The 13030-nt window shown below is 69.4% G+C and carries 11 protein-coding genes and 1 pseudogene; 7 read left to right on the forward strand and 5 right to left on the reverse strand.

The window, feature by feature from the left end; all coding sequences use genetic code 11:
• The first annotated feature begins 54 nt into the window (after positions 1-54).
• Complete coding sequence (locus tag ACIREE_RS14000; RefSeq protein ID WP_404150733.1) at positions 55-1038, forward strand: aldo/keto reductase; 984 nt, start codon at positions 55-57, stop codon at positions 1036-1038.
• 106 nt (positions 1039-1144) lie between these two features.
• Here the strand turns inward: ACIREE_RS14000 and ACIREE_RS14005 are convergent.
• The 3 genes and pseudogenes from ACIREE_RS14005 to ACIREE_RS14015 form a co-directional block, all read right to left on the reverse strand.
• A pseudogene (locus tag ACIREE_RS14005) lies at positions 1145-1336 on the reverse strand (methyltransferase domain-containing protein); the annotation flags it as partial.
• Entirely contained in the window at positions 1267-1743 is a 477-nt protein-coding gene (locus ACIREE_RS14010) for a nuclear transport factor 2 family protein (RefSeq protein WP_404150735.1), read from the reverse strand. The gene ACIREE_RS14010 and the pseudogene ACIREE_RS14005, both read right to left, overlap by 70 nt.
• A gap of 96 nt (positions 1744-1839) precedes the next feature.
• A complete protein-coding gene (locus tag ACIREE_RS14015) occupies positions 1840-2145 on the reverse strand; it encodes a 4a-hydroxytetrahydrobiopterin dehydratase (RefSeq protein ID WP_404150737.1) in 306 nt (101 codons plus the stop codon).
• Positions 2146-2289: 144 nt separating this feature from the next.
• Between ACIREE_RS14015 and ACIREE_RS14020 the strand changes: the two genes are divergently transcribed.
• Entirely contained in the window at positions 2290-3108 is an 819-nt protein-coding gene (locus ACIREE_RS14020; RefSeq protein ID WP_404150738.1) for a helix-turn-helix domain-containing protein, read from the forward strand.
• On the opposite strand, the gene ACIREE_RS14025 is transcribed toward ACIREE_RS14020, so the two are convergent.
• Positions 3090-3419: a hypothetical protein gene (locus ACIREE_RS14025; RefSeq protein WP_404150740.1), complete on the reverse strand. Its 330-nt coding sequence runs from the start codon at positions 3417-3419 to the stop codon at positions 3090-3092. The two genes, ACIREE_RS14020 and ACIREE_RS14025, sit on opposite strands and share 19 nt — an antisense overlap.
• Before the next feature lie 107 nt (positions 3420-3526).
• On the opposite strand from ACIREE_RS14025, the gene ACIREE_RS14030 reads away from it, so the two are divergent.
• From ACIREE_RS14030 to ACIREE_RS14050, 5 genes are read left to right on the forward strand one after another with little or no spacing between them, the layout of a single operon-like run.
• Positions 3527-7219, forward strand: coding sequence for a nitrate reductase subunit alpha (locus tag ACIREE_RS14030; RefSeq protein ID WP_404150742.1), 3693 nt, complete (start codon positions 3527-3529; stop codon positions 7217-7219).
• Positions 7220-7256: 37 nt separating this feature from the next.
• Complete coding sequence (narH, locus tag ACIREE_RS14035) at positions 7257-8864, forward strand: nitrate reductase subunit beta (protein ID WP_404150744.1); 1608 nt, start codon at positions 7257-7259, stop codon at positions 8862-8864.
• On the forward strand, positions 8861-9472 hold the full coding sequence (gene narJ, locus ACIREE_RS14040; protein ID WP_404150746.1) for a nitrate reductase molybdenum cofactor assembly chaperone: 612 nt from the start codon (positions 8861-8863) through the stop codon (positions 9470-9472). Before narH ends, narJ begins: the two co-directional genes overlap by 4 nt.
• A complete protein-coding gene (narI, locus tag ACIREE_RS14045; protein WP_404150748.1) occupies positions 9469-10191 on the forward strand; it encodes a respiratory nitrate reductase subunit gamma in 723 nt (240 codons plus the stop codon). Before narJ ends, narI begins: the two co-directional genes overlap by 4 nt.
• Before the next feature lie 40 nt (positions 10192-10231).
• Positions 10232-11107, forward strand: a complete 876-nt coding sequence (locus ACIREE_RS14050) for a helix-turn-helix domain-containing protein (RefSeq protein WP_404150750.1) — start codon at positions 10232-10234, stop codon at positions 11105-11107.
• 3 nt (positions 11108-11110) lie between these two features.
• Here ACIREE_RS14050 and dnaK read toward each other — a convergent pair whose 3' ends face one another.
• The gene (gene dnaK, locus ACIREE_RS14055; RefSeq protein ID WP_404150752.1) at positions 11111-12994 is read right to left on the reverse strand and encodes a molecular chaperone DnaK; all 1884 of its coding nucleotides are present in this window, start codon (positions 12992-12994) and stop codon (positions 11111-11113) included.
• Between the last annotated feature and the right edge of the window lie 36 nt (positions 12995-13030).

The raw sequence follows: 13030 nt of genomic DNA on the forward strand, positions 1-13030 counted from the left end.
CTTCCACAGTCCGGCGCGCACCCGGCGGCCGGGCCCCGCGAAGGGGAGCTCCGCATGAAGTACCGCACCATCGGCACGGATCCGGCACGTCGCCGCGAGGTCAGTGTGATCAGCCTGGGCGCCATGCTGTTCGGCACGGCCACCGACGAGAAGACGGCGTTCGCGATTCTCGACCGGTACGTCGAGGCGGGCGGCACGTTCGTCGACACCTCGGACAACTACGCGTTCTGGCAGACCGGCAGCGTCGGCGGCGAGAGCGAGACGGTGCTCGGCAACTGGCGGCGCAGCCGCGGCATCGGCGACGAGATCGTCATCGCCACCAAGCTGGGCGCGGCGCCGCTCACGCCGGGGGGCCATTACGTCGACGACGCGGAAGGGCTCTCGGCGGCGGCGATCCGGTCGGCCGTGGCGGGCAGCACGGCGCGGCTCGGCCTGGAGCGGCTGGATCTCCTGTACGCCCACATTCCCGACCCGAAGGTCGAACTGGCCGATCAGGTCAGGGAGTTCGGGGTGCTCGTGAACGAGGGCACGGTCGGGCTGCTCGGCGTGTCCAATCACTGGGCGTGGCAGGTGGAGCGGGCCCGGGCCATCGCGCGGGCCGAGGGCCTGCCGGGGTACGAGGTGCTCCAGTACCAGCACAGCTATCTGCGGCACCGCATCGATCTGCCCAGTGAGCTGTCGCCGGACGGCATGCTCAGCACCGCCGACGGCAATCTGCTCAGCATGGTGCGGGCCGAGCGGGATCTCACGCTGGTCGCGTACTCGCCGCTGCTCGGCGGGGCTTACGTACGGGACGACAAGCCGCTCGCCGCGGGGCATCAGCACGGCAGTACGCAGCCTCGGCTGGCGGCGCTGCGAGAGGTGGCGAAGTCGGCGGGGGCCACGGTCAACCAGGTGGTGCTGGCCTGGATGATCGGGGCGCAGGTGCCGGCGATCCCGCTTGTCGGGGCGTCGTCCGTGGCGCAGATCGAGGAGAGCCTGGCGGCGGTGGACCTGGAGCTGACGGAGGACGAGCGGGCCCGGCTGAACGCCGTGTGACCAGGCCGGGATCGCGGGCGCGGAACCGCTCGACCAGCGCGCAGATGTCGCTGCCGACGAGAGAGGCCGCGCCTTTGTCGACCGTCGGGGGGTAGACGCCGCCGGGGCCGAGCACGCGGGACGCCTCGGCCACGACGGGGGCCGCGTCATCGATGAGGTGCAGCAGCCAGCCCGAGGTGACCGCTTCGAACGTGACGTCGCGAAACGGGAGTTGACCCGAGTGGCGGTCTAGTCCGGCAGGACGGGCGGCTCGCCCGTGGTCCAGACGGCCCGCACCGACATGCGGCTGATGCGCCAGCCCTCCTCGGTACGTCGGAGTTCTGCCTCATAGATACCGCCCACGGTGAAGAGGGGGTTGGCGCCCTCACCCCGTGCTTGGAGCGTGGAGTCGAGGTGGACGTGGGTCATATGGGCGTTCCAGGACGCATGGGCTGTCCGCGCGCCTGGCTCTGCCCGGACAAGAACGTCAGAGGAGGCGTGCAAGGTTGCGGCGAATCGGCCGATGGCCTCCTCCACCTGGCGCACGGCGTCGACTCCCTCGGCCACGCCTAGCGGCGTCGTCGTCCGCAGGTCATCGGTGAAGTAGGCCAAGGCCCAGCCCTCGTCGAACCTCTGCTCATCCAGGGTGTGGAAGAAGGCGCTGACGAGGGTGGCGACTTCGGAGTGGTCCCGGAGGTTCGCGGTGCTGCTCATCATCTCGTTCATAGCTGGATCATTGGGTCTCAACCACACTTGAGGTCAAGACGTACTGATCGAGATCTGCCGGACCGGACCCTGACGGTCGGGGCCCGGTCGGGCAGGTCAGGTCGCGCCGTGCCCCGGAGCCAACGTCTCCACCTTGCGGGCGAGTTCGAAGTCCTTCGCGGTCACGGCGCCGCCCGCGTCGTGCGTGTGCACCGCGAGGGCGACCGTGTTGTAGCCGAGGGTGAGGTCGGAGTGGTGGTTCAGCTCCTCCTGGGTCTGGGCGATGTGCACGACGAGGGCGGTCGCCGCGAAGTGCGTGCCCAGGTGGTAGGTACGGGTGATGCGGTCGCCGTCGAGTGACCAGCCGGGGAGTTCGGCGAGGCGGTCCTCGACCTCCTTCTGGGAGAGCGGTTCAGTAGGCATGTCCCCAGCGTGCCACCCGCACCGGCTTTGGGCATGCCTCTGGCGCGACACCTGTATCACCACATGGCATGCCTCAGGCGCGGCGCCCGTATCGCGGCACGGCACGCCCCCGGCGCAGCAGACGTACCGCGTTACCGTCTCCCCATGACAACTGCGGCGCGCAAGAACCCTTCCGAGGTGGGCCGTCTGCTGCGCGGTTGGCGGGAGCAGCGGCGGGTCAGCCAGCTGGAGCTCGCGCTGCGCGCGGACTCGTCGGCGCGGCACATCAGTTTTGTGGAGACGGGCCGCTCGCGGCCGAGCGAGGAGCTGGTCCTGCGCCTTGCCGAGCACCTGGACGTGCCGATGCGGGAGCGCAACGCCCTGCTGCTCGCGGCGGGTTACGCGCCGCGCTTCAGGGAGACCCCGCTGGACGATCCGTCGATGGGCTCGCTGCGTGCGGGCCTGGAGCGGCTGCTGCGCGGCTACGAACCGTATCCGGCGCTGATCGTCGACGCGACGTACAACGTGATCGCCACGAACCGCGGCCTCGCGGCGCTGATGGGGTCGCTGCCCGAAGAGTTGCTCGCGCGACAGCCGCTGAACGCGATGCGGCTCACGCTGCACCCGCAGGGGCTGGCGCCCCGGATCCGGAATCTGCGCGAGTGGCGGGGGCATCTGCTGGCGCAGATGGAGCGGCAGATCGCGCTGGCCCGCTCGGACGCGCTGCGGGAGCTGTACGAGGAGGTCGCGGCGTATCCGGTGCCGGCCGGCCCGGCGGACGCGGCCGGCGCCGAGCCGGCCGAGCCGGTGCCGTACTTCGCGCTGCCGATGGTGATCGAGCACGACGGGCACGTGTTGTCGTTCGTGTCGTCGATCTCCACGTTCAACACGCCGATGGACGTGACCGTCGCCGAGCTGGCCATCGAGACGCTGCTCCCGGCCGATCCGGCGACGGTCAAGTACCTTCAGTCCAACGCGGGTTGAGAGCGGGCGCCGCGCAGGGCCCGGTACTGGAGCGCGGCGAAGGCGGCGACGACCACGGCCTGCAGCGGCACCCGTACCGTCCCGCCCGCGCTCGGTGAGAGCCACGCGAACAGGGCGACGAGGCTGAGCGCGGTCCGGACGAGGTTGCCCTCGATGCCGAGGCGCGCCCCGAGGACCGGCGGGCCGGTGCGGGCGAGCGCCGCGTCGGACTGCGCCGCGTCCGGCTCACTCGGCGCCGCCCTTGTCGTGGGGGTGCCATCAGCCTGCCCGTGGCCGCGCGGCCGGTCGATTACGTGCCAGGTAAGGGGCACGGTTCCGCCGTACGGGGCCCGGGCAACCCGTACGGCCCCGGCCGACAGGTGCCCGGTGGCAGGCGCCCCTAGCGTGCGAAGGACGGCACAGCGAGGGAGCACACACGGTGACAGACACGACGCACCCGCCGACCGAGCCGGACGCCGCGCTGCTGCGGGCCGGGCGGTTCTTCCGGCGGGGGGCGGCCGCCGCCGACCTGCACAGCGTGCGGCTCAAGGGTGGCCGGGACGGGGACGTCTTCTACCGCGACCGGTGGAGTCACGACAAGGTCGTGAACTCGACGCACGGGGTGAACTGCACGGGGTCGTGCCGGTGGAAGGTGTACGTCAAGGACGGCATCATCACGTGGGAGAGCCAGCAGACGGACTATCCGAGCGTGGGCCCCGACCGGCCGGAGTACGAGCCGCGCGGCTGCCCCCGGGGGGCGGCCTTCTCCTGGTACACCTACTCCCCCACCCGCGTCCGCTACCCGTACATCCGGGGTGTGCTCCTGGAGCTGTACCGGGAGGCGAAGGCGCGGCTGAAGGACCCGGTGCTCGCGTGGGCCGATATCCAGGGCGATCCGGAGCGGCGGCGCAGTTACCAACTGGCGCGCGGCAAGGGCGGGTTGGTGCGGGCCACGTGGGACGAGGCCGTGGAGATCGTCGCGGCCGCGCACGTCCACACCATCAAGGCGTACGGACCCGACCGCGTCGCCGGTTTCTCGCCGATCCCCGCGATGTCGATGGTGTCGCACGCGGCGGGGGCCCGGTTCATGTCGCTGATCGGCGCGCCGATGCTGTCGTTCTACGACTGGTACGCGGATCTGCCGGTGGCGTCGCCGCAGGTGTTCGGCGACCAGACGGACGTGCCGGAATCGGGTGACTGGTGGGACGCCGCGTACCTGATGATGTGGGGCTCGAACGTACCCGTGACGCGTACGCCCGACGCGCACTGGATGGCCGAGGCCCGCTACCGGGGTCAGAAGGTCGTGGTCGTCGCGCCCGACTATGCGGACAACGCCAAGTTCGCCGACGAGTGGCTGCACCCGCACCCCGGCACGGACGGGGCGCTCGCCCTCGCCATGGGGCACGTCATCCTCAAGGAGTTCTTCGTCGACCGTGAGACCCCGTTCTTCACGGACTACGTCAAGAAGTACACGGATCTGCCGTTCCTGGTGACGCTGGAGGAGAAGGACGGCGGCTATGTCCCCGCGAAGTTCCTGCGCGCCGCCGACCTCGGGCAGGGCGGCGAGGGCGCGGAGTGGAAGACGGCCGTCCTCGACGAGGCGACCGGGCGGCCCGCCGTGCCGAACGGGTCGCTGGGCTTTCGCTGGACCGAGTCAGGCAAGGGCAAGTGGAACCTCGAACTGGGCGACATCAAACCGCAGTTGAGCCTGCACGGCAGCGACGTCGCGAGCGGTGTGGAAGTGCTGCTGCCCCGCTTCGACACCGACGGCGGCACGCACGGGCAGGGCCGCGGCGAGATTGTCCGGCGCGGCGTCCCGGCGACCCGGCTCGGCGGCCAGGACGGCCCGCTGGTCACCACCGTCTTCGATCTGCTGCTCGCACAGTACGGCGTGGGCCGCGAAGGGCTGCCGGGCGAGTGGGCCGCCTCGTACGAGGACGCCGACGCGCCCGGAACGCCTGCCTGGCAGGAGATCCACACCTCCGTACCGGCCGCCAAGTGCGTAAAGATCGCGCGGGAGTTCGCGGACACCGCCGAGAAGTCGCGCGGCCGCTGCATGATCCTGATGGGGGCCGGCACCAACCACTGGTTCCATTCCGAGACCATCTACCGGACCTTCCTGTCGCTGCTGCAGCTGACCGGCTGCCAGGGCAGGAACGGCGGCGGCTGGGCGCACTACGTGGGTCAGGAGAAGTGCCGCCCGGTGACCGGCTGGGCCTCGCTCGCCTCCGCGAACGACTGGTCGCGGCCGCCGCGGCAGATGATCGGCGCGGCGTACTGGTTCACCAACACCGACCAGTGGCGCTATGACAAGTTCGGCGCGGACGTTCTCGCCTCCCCGCTCGGCAAGGGTGCCTTCGAGGGGATGACGGGCGCCGACTGCCTTGCGTTGTCGGCACGTTCGGGCTGGATGCCGTCGTATCCGACGTTCGACCGGAACCCGCTGGACCTCGGTTCCGGCGCCGACCCGGTGAACGACACGGTCGCCGAACTCAAGGCGGGCACCCTGAAGTTCGCCTGTGAGGATCCGGACGCACCCGAGAACTGGCCGCGGGTCCTCACCCTGTGGCGGGCGAACCTGCTGGGATCTTCCGCGAAGGGCGCCGAGTACTTCACCAAACACCTCCTGGGTACGCACTCGTCGCTGCGGGCCGAGGAGGCGGCGCCCGACGAGCGGCCCACCACGGTGACCTGGCGCGACGAGGCGCCCGAGGGCAAGCTCGATCTGCTGCTCTCCCTCGACTTCCGGCAGACGTCGTCCACCCTCCTGTCCGACGTCGTACTGCCCGCCGCGACCTGGTACGAGAAGCACGACCTGTCCTCCACGGACATGCACCCCTATGTGCATTCGTTCACGCCGGCCGTGGACCCGCCGTGGCAGGCCCGTACCGACTTCGACACGTTCAAGGTGCTCGCGGAGAGGCTCAGCGAGCTGTCCGCCGGCCATCTCGACGTGCGCAGGGACCTGGTGGCGGCGCCGCTCCAGCACGACACGCCGGGCGAGATCGCGCAGCCCGGCGGTGTCGTCCTGGACTGGCGCAAGGGCGAGTGCGAGCCGGTGCCGGGAAAGACGATGCCGAACCTCGTCGTCGTCGAGCGGGACTACACCGCGATCGGCGCGAAGTTCGCCGCGCTCGGCCCGCTGGTCGAGCGACTGGGCCTGCCCGCCAAGGGGATCACCCTCAAGCCCGACCAGGAGGTCGCTGAGCTGCGTGAGCGCAACGGTGTCGTGCGCGGCGGCCCCGCGGACGGCCGCCCCGCACTCGACACGGCGGTCAAGGCGGCCAACACGATCCTCGCCCTGTCCGGGACGACCAACGGCCGCCTCGCCACCCAGGGTTTCCACACGCTTGAGGCCCGTACGGGGCAGGAGATGGCGCACCTCGCCGCCGAGCACGAGGGCAAGCGCGTCACGTACGCGGACACGCAGGCCGCGCCCGTCCCGGTGATCACGTCGCCGGAGTGGTCGGGCAGCGAAGCCGGCGGCCGCCGGTACACGGCCTTCACGCTCAATACCGAACACCTCAAGCCCTGGCATACCCTGACGGGGCGTCAGCACTTTTTCATCGACCACGACTGGATGCACGAGCTGGGCGAGGCTCTGCCCATCTACCGGCCACCGCTCGACATGAACCGGCTGTTCGGCGAGCCGGTCCTCGGTCCGGACGGAGAGCACGAGGTGACGGTCCGTTACCTCACCCCGCACAACAAGTGGTCCATCCACTCCGAGTACCAGGACAACCTGTTCATGCTCGCGCTGTCCCGCGGCGGGCAGTCGATCTGGATGGCGCCGCAGGACGCCGAGGCCATCGGCGTCAAGGACAACGACTGGATCGAGGCCGTGAACCGCAACGGTGTCGTCGTCGCCCGCGCGATCGTCTCGCACCGTATGCCAGCCGGGACGGTGTACATGCACCACGCGCAGGAACGCACCGTCAACGTCCCGAAGGCCGAGACGACCGGCAAGCGCGGCGGCATCCACAACTCGCTCACCCGGCTCATCCTCAAGCCGTCCCATCTCATCGGCGGCTACGCCCAGTTGTCGTGGGCGTTCAACTACCTCGGCCCGACGGGCAACCAGCGAGACGAAGTCACCGTCATCCGGCGCCGCTCGCAGAAGGTGGAGTACTGAACCCATGCCCCGTGACGAAGTCACTATTGGACGCTGTATGGCTCAGATCGCGATGGTCATGAACCTCGACAAGTGCATCGGCTGCCACACCTGCTCGGTCACCTGCAAGCAGGCGTGGACCAACCGCAACGGCATGGAGTACGTCTGGTTCAACAACGTCGAGACCCGCCCGGGGCAGGGCTATCCGCGCCGCTACGAGGACCAGGAGAAGTGGCGCGGCGGCTGGGAGCTGAACAAGAAGGGCGCCCTGAAACTGAAGGGCGGCGGCCGCTTCCAGAAGCTCGCCGGCATCTTCTCCAATCCCAAGCTGCCCGAGATCAAGGACTACTACGAGCCCTGGACGTACGACTACAAGAACCTGACCGAGGCCCCGCTGGGCGACGACTATCCGGTGGCACAGCCCCGTTCGCAGATCACCGGCAAGCCGATGAAGATCGAGTGGTCGTCGAACTGGGACGACAACCTGGGCGGCGCGACCGAGTACGGCGATCTCGACCCGATGGTGCAGAAGACGCGCCAACAGGCGGCGGACAAGGTGCAGTTCGCGTTCGAGCAGACCTTCATGTTCTATCTGCCGCGCATCTGCGAGCACTGCCTGAACCCGTCCTGCGTGGCGTCCTGCCCGTCCGGCGCGATGTACAAGCGCGAGGAGGACGGCATCGTCCTGGTCGACCAGGACCAGTGCCGCGGCTGGCGGATGTGCGTGACGGGATGCCCGTACAAGAAGGTCTACTTCAACCACCGCACCGGCAAGGCCGAGAAGTGCACGATGTGCTACCCGCGTATCGAGGTGGGCCTGCCGACCGTCTGCTCGGAGACGTGCGTGGGGCGCCTGCGCTATCTCGGAGTCATCCTCTACGACGCCGACAAGGTGACGGAGGCCGCGCAGACCACGGACGAAACCGGGCTGTACGAGGCCCAGTTGGGCGTCTTCCTCGATCCGGAGGACCCCGCTGTGCGGAGGGCCGCCGAGGAGGCGGGCATCCCGTACGACTGGGTGGAGGCGGCGCGCCGCTCCCCGGTCCACGCGCTCATCAGCAAGTACAAGGTGGCGCTTCCGCTGCACCCGGAGTACCGGACGATGCCGATGGTCTGGTACATCCCGCCGCTCTCGCCCGTCGTCGACGCGCTCAGCGAGACGGGCCACGACGGCGAGGACCACACCAACCTCTTCGGCGCGATCGACACGCTGCGCATCCCGCTGGAGTACCTGGCGGAGATCTTCACGGCGGGCGATGTGGCGCCCGTGCGCTCCTCCCTGGAGAAACTCGCGGCGATGCGCTCGCACATGCGGGCCATCAACCTCGGTGACCGGCCGGACAGTTCGATCGCCGAATCGGTCGGCATGGCGGCCGACGAGATCGAGGCGATGTACCGGCTCCTGGCCATCGCCAAGTACGAGGACCGGTACGTGATCCCGACGGCCGCGGTCGGTGACGCGCAGCGCCTGGAGGAGTCGGCGCTGCCGGACTCCTGCAGCCTCGACTACGAGGACGGCCCCGGCATGGGCGGCGAGGGCCCCTTCGGCGGTGACTCCGGCAACACCACGACCGGCGGCCGCAAACTGCTGCCCGTCGTCTCCGTCGAGAACTTCCACCTCACCAAGCGCCGCCAGACCGCCGACGACCCGAAGGAGAGCCCGTGACCGGCCCCTCAGCACTCCTGCACCAGGCGGCGGCGCTCTGTCTCACTTACCCCGACGAGGAGTTGTACGAGCGGCTGCCGCTGGTGCGGGCCGCCGCGCCGCGCCTCGCCCCGTTCGTCGACCACGCCGAGGCCACGCCGCCGGCCGACCTCGCGGCCCATTACGTCCAGGTCTTCGACTTCAAGAACCGGCACAGCCTGTACCTGACGTGGTGGCGCGACGGCGACACCCGGCGGCGCGGCATGTCGCTGGTCCGCATGAAGGAGGTGTACCGGGAGCACGGCATGGAGTTCACCGGCGAGGAGCTTCCCGACTTCCTGCCCGCCGTTCTGGAGTTCTCGGCGCAGGCAGGACCGTTCCTCCTGGAGGAGCACCGCAGCGGCCTCGAACTGCTGCGCCTGGCCCTCACCGAACACGGCACGCCGTACGCGACCGTGCTCACCGCCGTCTGCGCCTCGCTGCCGGGGCCCTCCCCCAAGGACAAGGCCGAGGCGATGGCGCTGGCCCGCTCGGGCCCGCCCCGCGAAGAGGTCGGCCTGGAACCCTTCGGCGACCTCGGCGTCGGCCATGACCCCCTGCCGCTGTTCGTGAAGGAGCACGCCCCGTGACCACGCTGCTCTGGGGCGCCCTGCCCTACATCGCCTTCGTGCTGCTGATCGCGGGCACGATCTGGCGCTTCCGCTACGACAAGTTCGGCTGGACGACGCGCTCCTCGCAGATCTACGAGTCGAAGCTGCTGAACATCGCCTCGCCGGTCTTCCACTACGGCATCCTGTTCGTCCTCGTCGGACACCTCGTCGGACTGTTCATCCCGATGTCGTGGACCGACACGGTGGGCGTCAGCGAGCACACGTACCACCTGTTCTCGCTGATCGGGGGCACGTTCGCCGGTGTCCTGACCGTCTGCGGCATCTTCATGCTGCTGTACCGGCGCCGCACGAAGGCCCCCGTCTTCCGCGCGACGACCCGCAACGACAAGCTCATGTACGTGGTGCTGCTCGGGTCCATCGTGCTCGGCATGACGGCCAAGCTCACGCACTCCTCGGGCGACGGCTACAACTACCGCGAGTCCATCGGCCCCTGGGCCCGCAGCCTGTTCACGCTCAGCCCGGACACCTGGCGGATGGAGGGCGTACCCGTGCTCTATCAGATTCATGCAGTAGTGGGCATGTCACTCATCGCGCTGGTACCGTTCACCCGGCTCGTGCATATGTTCAGCGCGCCGGTGCAGTACTTGTTCCGTCCGTACGTGGTCTATCGCAGTCGCGACCAGCGACGGCTGACCTCGCGGCCGGAGCGACGGGGGTGGGAGCGCACCGGCTCATAGCCGCTGCTTGTCGTAATCGTCACGTGGGGAGACGTGAGACGTGAGTGAACGACGGCCCGCACCCACCGTGGGCCAGGTCGTCCTCGGCCGACGCCTGCGTGATCTGCGGGAGGCCGCGGGACTCAAACGCGACGACGCCGCCCGCGCACTGCGGGTGACCGGGGCGACCATACGCAGGATGGAGACCGCCGAGGTCTCGCTCAAGATCCCGTACGTTCAGATGCTCCTGGAGCTGTACGAGGTCCCCGAGCGGGAGATAGAGGCGTTCGTCGCGCTCGCCGAGGAGGCGAACCTGCCCGGCTGGTGGCAGCGGTTCCACGACGTGCTGCCGGACTGGTTCAGCCTGTACGTCAGCCTGGAGGGCGCGGCGGAGATGATCCGTGCCTACGAACCGCACTTCGTGCCGGGCCTGTTGCAGACCGAGGAGTACGCGCGGGCCGTCTTCGACGCCGGCACGGTGGGCCGCTCGAAGCCCGACGAGATCGACCGGCACGTGTCGCTGCGCCTGGCCCGCCAGTCGCTGCTCACGCGGGAGGACGCGCCGCACCTGTGGGTCGTCATGGACGAGACGGTGCTGCGGCGTCCGCCCGGCGGCGCGGCGGTGCTCCGCGGGCAGCTGGACCACCTCATCGACGTGTCCCGGCTCCCCCATGTGACGCTCCAGATAGCCGAGTTCGCCAGCGGCCCGCACCCCGGCACGTTCGGCCCGTTCACCCTGTTCCGTTTCCCCGTACGGGAGTTGCCGGACATGGTGTACAGCGAGTACGTCACCGGGGCGCTGTACCTCGACTCTCGCGACGAGGTGGGCATGCACCTGGAGGTCCTGGACCATCTGGTGGCCCAGGCGGCGAGCGCGGAGCGGACGCTGGAGATCCTGGAGAAGTGGCGGGCTCACCTGAGCCCGTCGGGCGACTGAGGCCTACGAGGCCGTACCCTTCTCGCCACCTTTCTCGCCGCCACCTTTCTCGTCGCCTTTCTCGTCGTCCACGATCTCGGCGTCGACCACGTCGTCCCCGGACTCGTCCTCCGAGGGCCGGGCGCTGTCCGCACCCTGGTACATGGCCTGGCCCACCTTCTGGCTGACGGTGGCCAGTTTCCGCACCCCTTCGCGGAGGGCGTTCGGGTCCGGCGGGTCGGTGGCCAGGGTGGCCTTCAACTCCCCTGCGGCGTCCTGCACTTCGGTGCGGATGTCCGGCGGTATCCGCTCCTCGTTGTCCCGCAGGAACCGCTCCGTCCGATAGACGAGCTGCTCCGCCTCGTTACGGGCCTCGGCGGCTTCCTTGCGCTTGCGGTCCTCCTCGGCGTGCGTCTCGGCCTCCCGCATCATGCGGTCGATCTCGTCCTTCGGCAGGGCCGAGCCGCCCGTCACCGTCATCTTCTGCTCGCGCCCGGTGGCCAGGTCCTTCGCCGAGACGTGCATGATCCCGTTGGCGTCGATGTCGAAGGTGACCTCGATCTGCGGGACGCCACGCGGCGCGGGCGGCAGGCCCGTCAGGTCGAAGACGCCGAGCTTCTTGTTGTAGGCGGCGATGTCGCGCTCACCCTGGAAGACCTGGATGCCGACGGACGGCTGGTTGTCGGTGGCGGTGGTGAAGATCTCGGAACGCCGGGTGGGGATGGTCGTGTTGCGCTCGATGAGCTTCGTCATGACCCCGCCCTTGGTCTCGATGCCGAGAGAGAGCGGCGTCACGTCGAGCAGCAGCACGTCCTTGACGTCGCCGCGGATGACACCGGCCTGCAGGGCCGCGCCCACGGCGACCACCTCATCCGGATTGACGCCTTTGTGTGGGTCCTTTCCGGTCAACTCCCTTACCAGATCGGTCACCGCGGGCATCCGTGTCGATCCACCGACGAGGATGACGTGGTCGACGGCCGACAGCTCCACACCCGCGTCCTTCACGGCCTGATGGAAGGGCTTCTTGCAGCGGTCGAGCAAGTCGGCCGTCAGTTCCTGGAACTGAGCGCGGGTCAGCTTCTCGTCCAGGTGCAGCGGCCCCTGCGCCGTCGCCGTGATGTACGGCAGATTCACGGTCGTCTCGCTCGACGACGACAGCTCGATCTTCGCCTTCTCGGCGCCCTCGCGCAGCCGCTGCACCGCCATCTTGTCGCCGCCGAGGTCGATGCCGTGCGCGTTCTTGAACTGCCGGACGAGGTGGTCGACGAGGCGCTGGTCCCAGTCGTCGCCGCCCAACTGGGTGTCCCCGTTGGTGGCCTTGACCTCGATGACGCCGTCGCCCATCTCCAGGAGCGACACGTCGAACGTACCGCCGCCCAGGTCGAAGACGAGGACCGTCTGTTCGTCGCCCTTGTCGAGGCCGTACGCGAGGGCGGCCGCCGTCGGCTCGTTGATGATGCGCAGCACCTTCAGGCCCGCGATCTCGCCGGCCTCTTTGGTGGCCTGACGCTGCGCGTCGTCGAAGTAGGCGGGCACGGTGACGACGGCGTCGGTCACGTCCTCGCCGAGGTACGCCTCGGCGTCGCGCTTGAGCTTCTGCAGCACGCGGGCCGCGAGCTCCTGGGCGCTGTAGCGGGCGCCGTCGATGGTGCCGCTGTCCGGGAAGTGCCAACTCCCGTCGCCCATATGGCGTTTGACGGAGCGCGCGGTGCGCTCCACGTTCGTCACGGCTTGCCGCTTGGCGACCTCGCCGACCAGCACCTCGGCCGTCGACGTCCTGGCGAAGGCGACCACGGAGGGGGTGGTGCGCGCGCCCTCCGCGTTGACGACGACGGTGGGCTCACCACCCTCCAATACGGCCACCACCGAATTTGTCGTACCGAGATCGATTCCGACCGCACGCGCCATGACGCGTCCCCTCTCACAGAAGCAGGCCCGCTCAAG

Source organism: Streptomyces sp. NPDC102467 (assembly GCF_044765445.1).
GTDB lineage: Bacteria > Actinomycetota > Actinomycetes > Streptomycetales > Streptomycetaceae > Streptomyces.